Source organism: Variovorax sp. YR566 (genome assembly GCF_051992195.1).
Classification (GTDB): Bacteria; Pseudomonadota; Gammaproteobacteria; order Burkholderiales; family Burkholderiaceae_C; genus Variovorax.
The window spans coordinates 4,167,470-4,179,270 of the sequence record NZ_CP197092.1 but is presented as its reverse complement, the minus strand read 5'-3'; the positions used below and the strand labels follow the sequence as shown (position 1 = coordinate 4,179,270).

Below are 11,801 nucleotides of genomic sequence, written 5' to 3'. Positions count from 1 at the left end.
GGCCCCTTATTCGCTTGTCGGCCACCGCCGACGCCGGGCCCTCCCTCATGTCCTCTTCCCGACTCTTCGTGCTGATCCCGTGTGCCGGCTCCGGCTATCGCGCGGGGCATGCGCAGTCCACCCAGCCCAAGCAGTACCGGCGGCTGGCCGGCCTGCCGATGGTGGCCCACACGCTGGAGGCCTTCCGCGCGCTGGCGGGGCGCTTCGCCGGGCTGGCGCTGGTGGTGTCGCCGGACGACCGCGATGTGGATGCGGTGCTGCCGCGCTTTCCCGCCGAGAACGAATACCTGCTGCGCGTGGGCGGCGTGACCCGCGCGGCCACGGTGCGCAACGGCCTCGTGGCGCTGCGGCAGAAGGGCGCTGGCGCACACGACTGGGTGCTGGTGCACGACGCGGCGCGCTGCCTCATCACTTCGAGCCAGATCGAGGCGCTGATCGCGGCCTGCGAGCACGACGCCGTCGGTGGCCTGCTGGCGCAGCGGCTTGCGGACACGCTGAAGTCATCGACCACCGAGAGCCGCGTGGCCCAGACCCTGCCACGTGCCGACAAGTGGCTGGCGCAGACGCCGCAGATGTTCCGCATCGGCATGCTGCTCGACGCGCTGGAGCGCACGGGCGACACGGTGACCGACGAGGCCGGCGCCATCGAGGCCGTTGGCCTGTCGCCGCTGCTGGTGCCGGGCAGCGCGCAGAACTTCAAGGTGACCTTTCCCGAAGACTTTGCGCTGGCCGAAGCAGTTCTGCTTGGCCGCAAGAAGGGCCTGGCATGACGAGCGCTTTCAATATCCGCGTGGGCGAGGGCTGGGACGTTCACCAGCTGGTGGCAGGGCGCAAGCTGATCCTGGGCGGCATCGAGGTGCCGCACACCACCGGCCTGCTGGGCCATTCGGATGCCGACGTGCTGCTGCACGCCATTACCGATGCGCTGCTGGGCGGCGCGGGGCTGGGTGACATCGGCCGGCATTTTCCGGATACCGACCCGCAGTTTCGCGGCGCCGATTCGTCGGTGTTGCTGGCCGAGGCGGCACGTCGGGTGCGCGCGGCGGGCTGGGAGATCGGCAACGTCGACAGCACCGTGATCGCGCAGGCGCCCAAGCTCGCGCCGCACATTCCGCTCATGTGCCAGCGCATCGCCGACACGCTGGGTATTGCGATCGAGCAGGTGAACGTGAAGGCGAAGACGGCCGAGAAGCTCGGCCCGGTGGGCGAGGGCCGCGCGATGGAAGCCCGCGCGGCCGTGCTGCTGCACCGCTGACGCGGCCCCGGATCAGGCCGGCTTCTTGCCGCCGCCCTGCGGCTCGCCGGGCTTGGCGCTGCCGGGTGGCATCGCGCGCGGCATCCGGATGTGTGCCGCCAGGCCGCGGCCCGGCGTGCTGGTCAGCGCAAAGGTGCCGCCCATGCGCTCGATGTTCTTCGCCACGATTGACAGGCCCAGGCCTGCACCGGCGGCTGACGTGCGCGCCGCGTCGCCACGGAAGAAAGGCTTCGTCAACTGCGAGAGCAGGGCGGGCTCGACGCCCGCACCATGGTCGCGCACCTTGATCAGCACCGCGTCGTTGTTGGCCTGCGCCTGGATCGTCACGTCGGCCACGCCCGTGGAGGGCGACTTGCCGTAGCGCCGCGCGTTCTCGACCAGGTTGGAGATCACGCGAGTGAGCTCGACCTCGTCGCCCAGCACCCGCAGGTCGGGGGGCACCTCGACCTTGATGTTCATTTCCTCGTAGTCCTGCACGGCGTAGGTACAGGCATCGACCACGTCGCGCAGCAGTACCGGGCGCGGATCGACATGGTCGGGCCGCGCGTAGTCGAGGAACTTGTCGATGATCGCGTCGAGCTGGGCGATGTCGGCGGCCATGTGGTCGCGCGCGTCTTCGTCGGCCACGCTCATTTCGGTTTCGAGCCGCAGCCGGGCCAGCGGCGTGCGCAAGTCGTGCGAGATACCGGCCAGCATGATGGCGCGGTCCTGCTCGATCTTGGCGAGCTGGTCCGCCATCCGGTTGAAGCCGATATTGACCGCGCGAATCTCGTTGGTACGGGCGCGCTCGTCGAGCCGGTGCGCCTCGTACTCGCCCTCGCGCACCTGCATGGTCGCGCGCGACAGCTGCTTGAGCGGCAGGTTGATGAGCCGGGTGATCAGCGCCGCGCCAGCCAGCGACAGTGCCATGGCAGTGCTGAGCCACACCAGCCAGGTGCGCCCGCCCACGCGGCTGAAGCGCGTCGGGTCGAGCAGCAGCCAGTAGGTGTCGCTCTCGATGGTGAAGCCGATCCACAGGCCGGCTTCGTCGTTCACGCGGCTGGCCACCGTGGTGCCTTCGCCCAACTGGTCGATCAGCTCCTCGGTCACGCGCAGATCGAGCGCGCCGCTGGTGTAGGGCTGGAACCGGTCGTTGGGTTCGCGCGGCAGGATGCGCACGCCCTCCTGGTCGGCCAGCGTCTTGATCAGCGACACCCGGGTGATGGCGTCTGAATACACCAGCGCCGCGCGGGTGAGGTTCACGAGCGAGGCGATCTGGTGGGCGGTTTGAATGGCGCGCGGCTCGTATTCGAGCGAGCGGAAGGTCTGCAGCCAGGCGACGGTACAGCCGATCAGCAGCAGCGCCAGCAGGAAGAAAGTGCGCCAGAAAAGGCTGAAGCCCAGCTTGAGGCCGGGGCGTCGGTCACGTTGCGCGCTCGCTTCGAGCGGGCTCGGCATCGTGACCTGTGCGCCGTCCTCCTGAGCGGGGCCTGGTCTGGTGGATTGGCCGATGGCCACCTCTCAACGTGGCGTCAGGCCGTGCCGTCCGGCACGAACACGTAGCCCACGCCCCAGACGGTCTGGATGTAGCGCGGCGCTGCGGCGTCGGACTCGACCAGCTTGCGCAGGCGCGAGATCTGCACGTCCAGGCTGCGGTCGAAGGGCTCGAACTCGCGCCCGCGCGCCAGCTGGGCCAGCTTTTCGCGCGACAGCGGTTGACGCGGATGGCGCACCAGCGCCTTCAGCATCGCGAACTCGCCGGTGGTCAGCGAGAGCTCTTCGCCATCCTTTTTCAAGGTGCGCGAGCCGAGATCGAAGGCGAACGGGCCGAAAGTGACGGTCTCGTTCTCCGTGGAGGGGGCGCCCGGCGCTTCGAGCGGCGGACGGCGGCGCAGCACTGCGTGCACACGGGCCAGCAGTTCGCGCGGGTTGAAAGGCTTGCCGAGGTAGTCGTCTGCGCCGACTTCGAGACCGACGATGCGGTCCACGTCTTCGCCCTTGGCGGTGAGCATGATGATCGGCGTGCGGTCATTGGCGGCGCGCAGGCGTCGGCAGACCGAGAGGCCGTCTTCGCCAGGCATCATCAGGTCGAGCACGATCAGGTCGACCGTGTCGCGCAACAGGATGCGGTTGAGCGCCTTGCCGTCCTCGGCCACGATCACTTCAAAACCTTCCTGGGTCAGATAGCGGCGCAGGAGGTCGCGGATGCGGGCGTCGTCGTCGACGATCACGATCTTGTCGGTGCGAGCGGGAACTTGAGTCATTTCTACAACGATGAATTTGTAACAGGGCCGATTCTGAAGGCGTTGAGTGGTCGTTGAGCCGGATTTACTTATGGTTTGACACTAAGTTACAAAACTTGCGGACGCTCGCCGTCTGGTCATCTGACGTTAGCGCGGAGGTGGCAAAGTCGCTTTTCCTGATGACTTCCACTCAATGAGACGTCCTTTTTCAGCCCTCCCGTTCATCCTGGTTTTCGCCTGCGGCCCGTCGCTGGCGGTGTCTGGCGACTTTTTCAGGGTGGGCGAGGTGCGTCGCAGCGAGGTCCGGGACGCGGTGGCGGCCCATCGGGCCGCGCAGCGCGAGGAGGTCCGCCGCGAACAGGCGATCGCCGGCCGGCGTCTTACCGCCGCCGAACTGTTCGAGCTGCGGCAGCAGGTCCGTGGCCAATGGACCCCGCCCGCGGCGGGTGCTTTGATCAATTCGGCAGAATCGCAGCCGGCCGAGCGGATCGTGCCGGTGCCTCCGGCTGCGGACCGCCAGTCGCTGACCGCGCCGCGCAGCCAGCGCCGCTGACGCGCCGGCTGGCCTGCCTGCGAACGCGGGCCTGTTTTTCACACCAACAAAGGGAGTACTTCGCCTTGAAGAAAAAAATCAAACTGCTCGCGGCCTGCGCCGCCCTGGCTGCTGCCGGCAACGCACTGGCCCAGAATGTCGTCACACCCGCGCCACAGAACGTGCTGCAGCTGACGGCTTCCGGCACGATCGAAGTCCAGCAGGACATGCTGAGCATGACGCTCGTGACCACCCGCGACGCGACCGACGCAGCCACCGTGCAGACGCAACTGAAGGCTGCGCTCGACGCCGCACTGGCCGAAGCGAAGAAGAACGCGCAGGCGGGCCAGCTGGACGTGCGCACCGGTAACTTCAGCCTGTCGCCGCGCTACACGAAGGACGGCAAGATCAACGGCTGGCAGGGCTCGACCGAGCTGGTGCTCGAAGGCCGCGACTTCCCGCGCATCACCCAGACGGCCGGGCGCATCACCACGCTCAGCGTGGGCAACGTGGGCTTCGGCCTGAGCCGCGAACAGCGCGCCAAGACCGAGACCGAGGCGCAGAACATCGCCATCGAGAACTTCAAGCAGAAGGCCGGCGAGCTGGCCAAGGGCTTCGGCTTCGGTGGCTACACGCTGCGCGAGGTGTCGGTGAACGCGAGCGACAACGGCCCGATCCGTCCGCGCATGATGGCGGTGCAGGCCAAGTCGTTCTCGGCCGATTCGGCTGTGCCGGTCGAGGCCGGCAAGACCAGCGTGGTGGTGAGCGTGTCGGGCTCGGTGCAGCTCAAATAAGAGAAACCCGTACCGGCGGGCTACCCTTTACTGGGCAGTCCATCCGCCGTCCATGGCCCAGGCAACGCCCCGTACCTGGTCGGCCGCCGGCGAGCACAGGAAGACGGCGAGGCCACCCAGTTGCTCGACCGTGGTGAACTGCAGCGAAGGCTGCTTTTCGCCCAGCAGGTCGTTTTGCGCCTGCGCGGCCGTGATGCCTTCTCGTGCTGCGCGGTCGTCGATCTGCTTTTGCACCAGCTGGGTCAGCACCCAGCCCGGGCAAATTGCATTGGCGGTGACGCCGGTGGTCGCGGTTTCGAGCGCGACCGACTTGGTCAGGCCGACGATGCCGTGCTTGGCCGCCACATAGGCCGATTTCTGCGCCGACGCCACGAGGCCATGGGCCGACGCGATGTTGATGACGCGGCCCCAGTTGGCCTCGCGCATCGCGGGAATTGCCAGGCGCGTCGTATGAAAGGCGCTGGTGAGGTTGATTGCGATGATGGCGTCCCAACGTTCGGTGGGAAAGTCTTCGACCTTGGCCACATGCTGGATGCCGGCGTTGTTCACGAGGACGTCGACGCGGCCGAATTTCGAAGCGGCGAAGCTCATCATGTCTTCGATCTGGTCGGGCTTGCTCATGTCGGCGCCGTGGTACTCGGCGCGCACGCCGAGCGCTTCGATCTCGGCCTTGGGGACTTGGGCATCGCCGAAGCCGTTGAGCACGATGTTTGCTCCTTGTTGAGCGAGAGCCTTGGCGATGGCGAGGCCAATGCCGCTGGTGGACCCCGTGACAAGCGCGGTTTTGCCTTTGAGCATGAAGATCAATCTCCGGATGAATTAGGATGCGACGAGACAATTATCCGCACCAGGACGACTTCGTTTTCATGACCGAACCGACGCTTCATTACGTGGCGTGCGACGACGCCCAGGGCGGCCATCGCATGGCCTATTGGCAATGGGGCGACGCGCGCAGTACGCATGTCGTGATCTGCGTGCACGGGCTGACCCGGCAGGGTCGCGATTTCGACCTGCTGGCGCAAGCCATCGTGGCGCGCGCCAAAGGCAATGTGCGCGTGGTCTGCCCTGACGTGGTGGGCCGTGGGCGCAGCGACTGGTTGCGTGACCCGGCCTTCTATCAAGTGCCGGTGTATGCGGCCGACATGGTCGCGCTGATTGCGCAACTGCATCGCGAGCAGGCAATCGACACGCTCGACTACCTGGGCACCAGCATGGGCGGGCTGATCGGCTTCGTGCTTGCAGGCCACAAGGAACTGCCGCTGGCGCGGTCCATTCGCCGCTTCATTGCGAACGATGTCGGCCCGACGATCGAGCCGGCCGCGGTGCAGCGCATCGGTGCCTATGTAGGAAAGAACGGCAGCTACGAGAGCGTGCAGGCGGCGGCTGATGCCATGTGGGCGCTGTCGACCACCTTCGGCCCGCACACGCCGGCCCAGTGGCTGGCGCTGTCGCAACACATGGTGGTGCCTGCCTCGCAGCGCACGGCCGACGGTTCGGCCAAGGTCGAAGCGGGCAGTGATGATGAGGGCTCCTGGCTGCTTCACTACGATCCGGCCATCGGCGTGGCGCTGCGCGCCATCACCCCCGAGGCTGCGGCACAGGGTGGCGCGATCATGTGGAGCCTGTACGACGCGATCGAGGCGCGCACGCTCATCACGCGCGGCGCTGTGTCGGATCTGCTCTCTCGCGAAACTGCCCTGGCCATGACGCAGCGCGGCCCGCGTGCCAAGCTGGTCGAGTTCGAGGGCGTGGGCCATGCGCCGACCTTTGTCGACCCCGCACAGATCGCTGCCGTCACCGACTTCCTTTTCGACTGAGTGATTGAGTGAACGAAGCGTGAAGCGCGATTCTTCGAGCCTCCAGACGGCACCCATGTCCGACGCGGCCATGGTCGACTACCCGTTGTCCGCCGCAACGGCCGACCGCACGCCGGTGATGGAGAACATGCTGGCGCGCGCGCGTGCGTTCGCCGAGCCGCTGATCGCCGATGAAAAGCTCGACACGGGCGAGAACACGCTCGCACACGCCGACGCGGTGGCCACCATCGTCGCGAAGATGGGCGGCTCCGAGGCCATGCAGGCGGCGAGCTACCTGGTCTATTCGTGCCAGCACCTGAACCGCCCGCAGGAAGTGATCGCCAAGGTGTTCGGCGACAACTTCGCGGCGCTCGCGGTCGAGACGACCAAGCTGGTGCGTGTGCAGGAGCAGGCCCGCTCGGCTTCGCAGGGGCATCACGTCGAAGGCGCCGGCGCGCAGACCGAGAACGTGCGCAAGATGCTGCTGGCGTTCTCGCGCGACCTGCGCGTGGTGATGCTGCGGCTGGCCTCGCGCCTGCAGACGCTGCGGCATGCGGCTGCGAGCAAGCGGCCCGCACCCGAGGGCGTTGCCCGCGAGTCGCTGCAGGTGTTTGCGCCACTGGCCAACCGGCTGGGCATCTGGCAGGTGAAATGGGAGATCGAAGATCTCTCGTTCCGCTTCCTCGAGCCTGAAACCTACAAGCTGATCGCGCGCCTGCTCGACGAAAAGCGCATCGAGCGCGAAGGGCACGTCGAGCAATTGCGCTCGCAGCTGGAGAGCGAGCTGCAGGCCGAAGGCGTCAAGGCCGCGGTGCAGGGGCGGCCGAAGAACATCTACAGCATCGTCAAGAAGATGCGCGGCAAGTCGCTCGACTTCGAGCAGGTCTTCGACATCCTTGCTTTGCGCGTGGTGGTGCCCGACGTCAAGGACTGCTATGCGGCCCTGGCGTGGGTGCACTCGCATTTCCAGCCGATCGACGAAGAGTTCGACGACTACATCGCGCGGCCCAAGCCCAATGGCTACCAGTCGCTGCACACAGTGGTGCGCGAGCTGGTGGATGGCAAGGCAGGCAAGCCGATCGAGATCCAGATCCGCACCGAAGAGATGCACGACCACGCCGAGCATGGCGTGGCGGCGCACTGGGCCTACAAGGAAGCGGGCCACAAGGGCTATGCGGGCGTGTGGGCCAGCGGCGAGTACGACGCGAAGATCGCGGTGCTGCGGCAACTGCTGGCGTGGGAGCGCGATCTGTCGGGTGGTCTGCAGGGGCAGGGGCTGTTCGATGACCGCATCTATGTGCTGACGCCCGATGCTGCCATCGTCGAACTGCCGCAGGGTGCGACGCCAGTCGACTTTGCCTACACCGTGCACACCACGCTGGGCCATCGCTGCCGCGGGGCGCGTGTCGATGGCGCGATGGTGCCGTTGAACACGCCGCTATCGAACGGGCAGACGGTCGAGATCATCGCGGCCAAGGAGGGCGGGCCCTCGCGCGACTGGCTCAATGCCGAACTGGGCTACCTCGCCAGTCATCGTGCACGTGCGAAGGTGCGTGCATGGTTCAACGCACAGATCACGCACGAGACCGTGGCGCGCGGACGCGAAGCGGTCGAGAAGCTGCTTCAGCGCGAAGGCAAGACGGCCGTGCGGCTCGAAGACCTGGCGTCGCAGCTGGGCTTCAAGTCGGCGGACCATCTGTTCGAAGTGGTGGGCAAGGACGAATTCTCGCTGCGCAACATCGAGACGCTGCTGCGCCCACCGGAGCCCGCGCCGGGGCCCGACGACGGCGTGCTTATCAAGAAGGCGCGCGGCAGCGAGAAGTCGGGCAAGGGCGGCGTGCTCGTGGTGGGCGTGTCTTCGTTGATGACCCAGCTTGCCAAGTGCTGCAAGCCTGCGCCGCCCGATGCCATTCGCGGCTTCGTCACGCGAGGCCATGGTGTCAGCGTGCACCGCAGCGATTGCAGCAACTTCCGCACGATGGCCGCGAAGGATGGCGAGCGCGTCATCGACGTGGAGTGGGGTGTCGCGAAGAAGGGCGCCGACGCGCCCGTGTATGCGGTGGACGTGGCTGTGGAAGCGGCCGACCGCCAGGGCCTGCTGCGCGATATCTCCGATGTGTTCGCACGCGAGAAGATGAACGTGATCGGCGTGCAGACGCAGTCGATCAAGGGCACGGCGTGGATGACGTTCACCGTTGAAATCGCGGATGCCGCGCGGCTCACGCAGGTTCTTGGCATGGTCACGGCAGTGATTGGTGTTCGATCTGCACGTCGTCGCTGAAAAGCACGTTTTCTCCTGCTACAATAGCTGCTTCTCGGACACATCCTTAGGCGCGTAGCTCAGCTGGTTAGAGCACCACCTTGACATGGTGGGGGTCGTTGGTTCGAGTCCAATCGCGCCTACCAATTTCTGCTTCAGTCCCGGCCAACCACCGGATCAGCTGACAGAGCATGCACCGGGTTCCCCGGTGCACATATCGTCCCTAGTGGTGATGCAGGCAAAGACCTTGGCCATGTTGTTGTGCTACCTTGGCTGCTCTGCAATTCCATTCCACTTTTCTTGATAAGCGATCAGATGAATACGCGATCAACGCCTGTTGATCGGGCTCATGCCGACAAGCGCCTGGCCGCACTGTTGAGGCAGGCTCCTCTCGAGTTTGCGCGTGCTGTCTACGGCATCAACGACTATGCAGGTGGGCGCACCGACACCATGGCGGCACGCGAGGTGGTGCGTGCGCAACGCCAGGGCATGCCTCTGACCGAAGAGCGCGCCGAGCAACGCGCTCGCGCATATCTGCCGACCGTGGGACAAGAACATTGCCCGCGCTGCTGGGTGGTCTACGGGCAGAAAACCCCGCTGCGGTTTCGGGAGGCCGACGAAGAGCGACCCGAGACGGCTGCCTGCCATGCATGCGGCGCGGAGTACGCGACATCGCCGGATTGAGGAAAGTGCCGCGTCTGGTCAGGGTAAACCTTGTCGCGGCGCAGCAAAACCGCTCCCTAGAATCATCCGATGACATGGGCGTCCATGTGAAGGAGTCCGCAGTGCAGAGCAAGAAGTCCGGGGTCAAGCCGGTACAGCGTGTGATCAAGAAGTACCCCAACCGAAGGCTCTACGACACCGAGACATCCACGTACATCACGCTGACCGAGGTGAAGCAGCTGGTCATCCAGAGTGCCCAGTTCGTGGTGCGCGATGCCAAGACCGGCGACGACCTCACGCGCAGCATCCTGCTGCAGATCATTCTCGAAGAAGAGGCGGGCGGTGCGCCGATGTTCACCGAGCAGGTGCTGGCCAACATCATCCGTTTCTACGGGCAGGCGATGCAGGGCTACATGGGGCCGTACCTCGAGAAGAACATCCAGGCCATGACAGAGGTGCAGGCGCAACTGGCGGAAAAGGCCGAAGGCCTGACGCCCGAGATGTGGTCGCGCTTCATGACCATGCAGTCGCCGATGCTGCAGGGGCTGATGGGCAATTACGTCGAGCAATCGAAGAACGTTTTCCTGCAAATGCAGGAGCAGATGCAGAAAAACACCGAGCAGGTACTGGGGGCCTTTGGCATTAAGCGGCCCTGAATGTCCTGCCGTCACCGATAGCTGGGACAATAGAGGCATATGAGCGAAGTTGCCTCCCCCGAACGTACGGCCACGCCGACCGCCCCCAAGGTCGGTTTCGTGAGCCTGGGCTGCCCCAAGGCCCTGACCGATTCCGAACTGATCCTGACCCAGCTGAGTGCCGAGGGTTATCAAACCGCCAAGACTTTCGAAGGTGCCGATCTGGTGATCGTCAACACCTGCGGCTTCATCGACGATGCCGTGAAGGAGAGCCTGGACACCATTGGCGAAGCGCTGGCAGAAAATGGCCGTGTGATCGTCACCGGCTGTCTGGGCGCCAAGACCGGCGACCAGGGCGGCAATCTGGTGCGCCAGATGCACCCGAGCGTGCTGGCCGTGACCGGCCCGCACGCCACGCAGGAGGTGATGGATGCGGTGCATGCGAACCTGCCGAAGCCGCACGATCCCTTCATCGACCTGGTGCCGAATACTTTCGGTGTCGCCGGCCTCAAGCTGACGCCGCGCCACTATGCGTACCTGAAGATCAGCGAGGGCTGCAACCACCGCTGCACCTTCTGCATCATTCCCTCGATGCGCGGGGACCTCGTGTCGCGGCCGGTCGGCGATGTGTTGAGCGAGGCCAAGGCCTTGTTCGAAGGCGGCGTGAAAGAACTGCTGGTGATCAGCCAGGACACCTCGGCCTACGGCGTCGACGTGAAATACCGCACCGGGTTCTGGGACGGCAAGCCGGTCAAGACCCGCATGCTCGAACTGGTGCGCACGCTGGGCGAAATCGCCGAGCCATATGGCGCCTGGGTTCGCCTGCACTATGTGTATCCGTACCCGAGCGTTGACGAGATCATTCCGTTGATGGCGAGCGGCCAGGTGCTGCCGTATCTCGACGTGCCCTTGCAGCACAGTCATCCCGATGTGCTGAAGCGCATGAAGCGCCCGGCCAGCGGCGAGAAGAATCTGGAGCGGCTGGCGCGCTGGCGCGAGGTGTGTCCAGAGCTCGTGATTCGCAGCACCTTCATCGCCGGGTTCCCCGGCGAAACGGAGCAGGAATTCGAGCATCTGCTCGACTTCATCCGTGAGGCCGAGATCGACCGCGCCGGTTGCTTTGCCTACAGCCCGGTCCAAGGCGCCACCGCCAACGACATTCCGGGCATGCTGCCCGAAGCCGAGCGCGAGGCGCGTCGCGCGCGTTTCATGGAGGTGGCCGAGGCGGTGTCAATCGCCAAGCTGCAAAGGCGCGTCGGCTCGACGATGCAGGTGCTGGTCGATTCGGCGCCGGGCATGGGCCGCAAGGGCGGGGTGGGGCGCACGTATGCCGATGCGCCGGAAATCGACGGCACGGTTCGCCTGCTGCCGCCCGAGAAGATCAGCAAGACGCTGAAGGTGGGTGAGTTCACCCGCGCGCGCATCGTGGGTGCCGAGGGCCACGACCTGATCGCATTGCCTGTTTGATGCGGATTCGAATGGACAAGAAAAAAGCCACCGGAGGCCGGTGGCTTGAATCGAATGACCTGGTAAGGGTCTGCTTGAATTTGGTGCCCAGAAGAGGACTCGAACCTCCACGATGTTACTCGCTAGTACCTGAAACTAGTGCGTCTACCAATTCCGCCATCTGGGCTTGTTCTGCTT

Annotated in this window: 12 protein-coding genes and 2 tRNA genes; 10 read left to right on the top strand and 4 right to left on the bottom strand. The window is 65.5% G+C overall.

What is annotated here, in order from left to right; translation table 11 throughout:
- The first annotated feature begins 47 nt into the window (after positions 1-47).
- Positions 48-770 (top strand): 2-C-methyl-D-erythritol 4-phosphate cytidylyltransferase, encoded by a 723-nt coding sequence (gene ispD, locus ACTG4X_RS19625; RefSeq protein ID WP_093056590.1) that lies wholly within the window; start codon positions 48-50, stop codon positions 768-770.
- Entirely contained in the window at positions 767-1,255 is a 489-nt protein-coding gene (ispF, locus tag ACTG4X_RS19620) for a 2-C-methyl-D-erythritol 2,4-cyclodiphosphate synthase (RefSeq protein ID WP_435458370.1), read from the top strand. The genes ispD and ispF overlap by 4 nt, the downstream gene beginning before the upstream one ends.
- Before the next feature lie 12 nt (positions 1,256-1,267).
- On the opposite strand, the gene ACTG4X_RS19615 is transcribed toward ispF, so the two are convergent.
- Both ACTG4X_RS19615 and ompR read right to left on the bottom strand, forming a co-directional pair.
- Complete coding sequence (locus ACTG4X_RS19615; RefSeq protein ID WP_093056528.1) at positions 1,268-2,692, bottom strand: sensor histidine kinase; 1,425 nt, start codon at positions 2,690-2,692, stop codon at positions 1,268-1,270.
- Between the two features lie 74 nt (positions 2,693-2,766).
- Positions 2,767-3,498 carry an osmolarity response regulator transcription factor OmpR gene (gene ompR / locus ACTG4X_RS19610; protein WP_007837017.1) on the bottom strand — a complete coding sequence of 244 codons (732 nt, stop codon included), beginning with the start codon at positions 3,496-3,498 and terminating at the stop codon, positions 2,767-2,769.
- 172 nt (positions 3,499-3,670) lie between these two features.
- Between ompR and ACTG4X_RS19605 the strand changes: the two genes are divergently transcribed.
- The gene (locus ACTG4X_RS19605; RefSeq protein WP_093056529.1) at positions 3,671-4,030 is read left to right on the top strand and encodes a hypothetical protein; all 360 of its coding nucleotides are present in this window, start codon (positions 3,671-3,673) and stop codon (positions 4,028-4,030) included.
- Between the two features lie 65 nt (positions 4,031-4,095).
- Positions 4,096-4,803, top strand: coding sequence for an SIMPL domain-containing protein (locus tag ACTG4X_RS19600; RefSeq protein ID WP_093073855.1), 708 nt, complete (start codon positions 4,096-4,098; stop codon positions 4,801-4,803).
- A 27-nt stretch (positions 4,804-4,830) separates the two neighbouring features.
- Here ACTG4X_RS19600 and ACTG4X_RS19595 read toward each other — a convergent pair whose 3' ends face one another.
- The gene (locus ACTG4X_RS19595) at positions 4,831-5,601 is read right to left on the bottom strand and encodes a 3-hydroxybutyrate dehydrogenase (RefSeq protein WP_440531679.1); all 771 of its coding nucleotides are present in this window, start codon (positions 5,599-5,601) and stop codon (positions 4,831-4,833) included.
- A 26-nt stretch (positions 5,602-5,627) separates the two neighbouring features.
- On the opposite strand from ACTG4X_RS19595, the gene ACTG4X_RS19590 reads away from it, so the two are divergent.
- From ACTG4X_RS19590 to rimO, 6 genes are all read left to right on the top strand, one after another.
- A complete protein-coding gene (locus ACTG4X_RS19590; RefSeq protein WP_440531678.1) occupies positions 5,628-6,620 on the top strand; it encodes an alpha/beta fold hydrolase in 993 nt (330 codons plus the stop codon).
- Positions 6,621-6,675: 55 nt separating this feature from the next.
- Positions 6,676-8,880, top strand: coding sequence for a RelA/SpoT family protein (locus tag ACTG4X_RS19585; RefSeq protein ID WP_371127378.1), 2,205 nt, complete (start codon positions 6,676-6,678; stop codon positions 8,878-8,880).
- A gap of 48 nt (positions 8,881-8,928) precedes the next feature.
- Positions 8,929-9,005: transfer RNA gene (locus ACTG4X_RS19580), tRNA-Val, on the top strand.
- Positions 9,006-9,174: 169 nt separating this feature from the next.
- Positions 9,175-9,543: a hypothetical protein gene (locus tag ACTG4X_RS19575; RefSeq protein ID WP_093056533.1), complete on the top strand. Its 369-nt coding sequence runs from the start codon at positions 9,175-9,177 to the stop codon at positions 9,541-9,543.
- A gap of 74 nt (positions 9,544-9,617) precedes the next feature.
- Positions 9,618-10,178: a polyhydroxyalkanoate synthesis repressor PhaR gene (gene phaR / locus ACTG4X_RS19570; protein ID WP_093073861.1), complete on the top strand. Its 561-nt coding sequence runs from the start codon at positions 9,618-9,620 to the stop codon at positions 10,176-10,178.
- Between the two features lie 39 nt (positions 10,179-10,217).
- The gene (gene rimO / locus ACTG4X_RS19565) at positions 10,218-11,624 is read left to right on the top strand and encodes a 30S ribosomal protein S12 methylthiotransferase RimO (protein WP_097199129.1); all 1,407 of its coding nucleotides are present in this window, start codon (positions 10,218-10,220) and stop codon (positions 11,622-11,624) included.
- Between the two features lie 81 nt (positions 11,625-11,705).
- Here the strand turns inward: rimO and ACTG4X_RS19560 are convergent.
- A tRNA-Leu gene (locus ACTG4X_RS19560) sits at positions 11,706-11,790 on the bottom strand.
- Between the last annotated feature and the right edge of the window lie 11 nt (positions 11,791-11,801).

Bases quoted from the DNA above. Each gene is read 5' to 3' on its own strand.
- ispD (WP_093056590.1), top strand. From the start codon at position 48: ATGTCCTCTTCCCGACTCTTCGTGCTGATCCCGTGTGCCGGCTCCGGC.
- ispF (WP_435458370.1), top strand. From the start codon at position 767: ATGACGAGCGCTTTCAATATCCGCGTGGGCGAGGGCTGGGACGTTCAC.
- ACTG4X_RS19615 (WP_093056528.1), bottom strand. From the start codon at position 2,692: ATGCCGAGCCCGCTCGAAGCGAGCGCGCAACGTGACCGACGCCCCGGC.
- ompR (WP_007837017.1), bottom strand. From the start codon at position 3,498: ATGACTCAAGTTCCCGCTCGCACCGACAAGATCGTGATCGTCGACGAC.
- ACTG4X_RS19605 (WP_093056529.1), top strand. From the start codon at position 3,671: ATGAGACGTCCTTTTTCAGCCCTCCCGTTCATCCTGGTTTTCGCCTGC.
- ACTG4X_RS19595 (WP_440531679.1), bottom strand. From the start codon at position 5,601: ATGCTCAAAGGCAAAACCGCGCTTGTCACGGGGTCCACCAGCGGCATT.
- ACTG4X_RS19590 (WP_440531678.1), top strand. From the start codon at position 5,628: ATGCGACGAGACAATTATCCGCACCAGGACGACTTCGTTTTCATGACC.
- ACTG4X_RS19585 (WP_371127378.1), top strand. From the start codon at position 6,676: ATGTCCGACGCGGCCATGGTCGACTACCCGTTGTCCGCCGCAACGGCC.
- ACTG4X_RS19575 (WP_093056533.1), top strand. From the start codon at position 9,175: ATGAATACGCGATCAACGCCTGTTGATCGGGCTCATGCCGACAAGCGC.
- phaR (WP_093073861.1), top strand. From the start codon at position 9,618: ATGGGCGTCCATGTGAAGGAGTCCGCAGTGCAGAGCAAGAAGTCCGGG.
- rimO (WP_097199129.1), top strand. From the start codon at position 10,218: ATGAGCGAAGTTGCCTCCCCCGAACGTACGGCCACGCCGACCGCCCCC.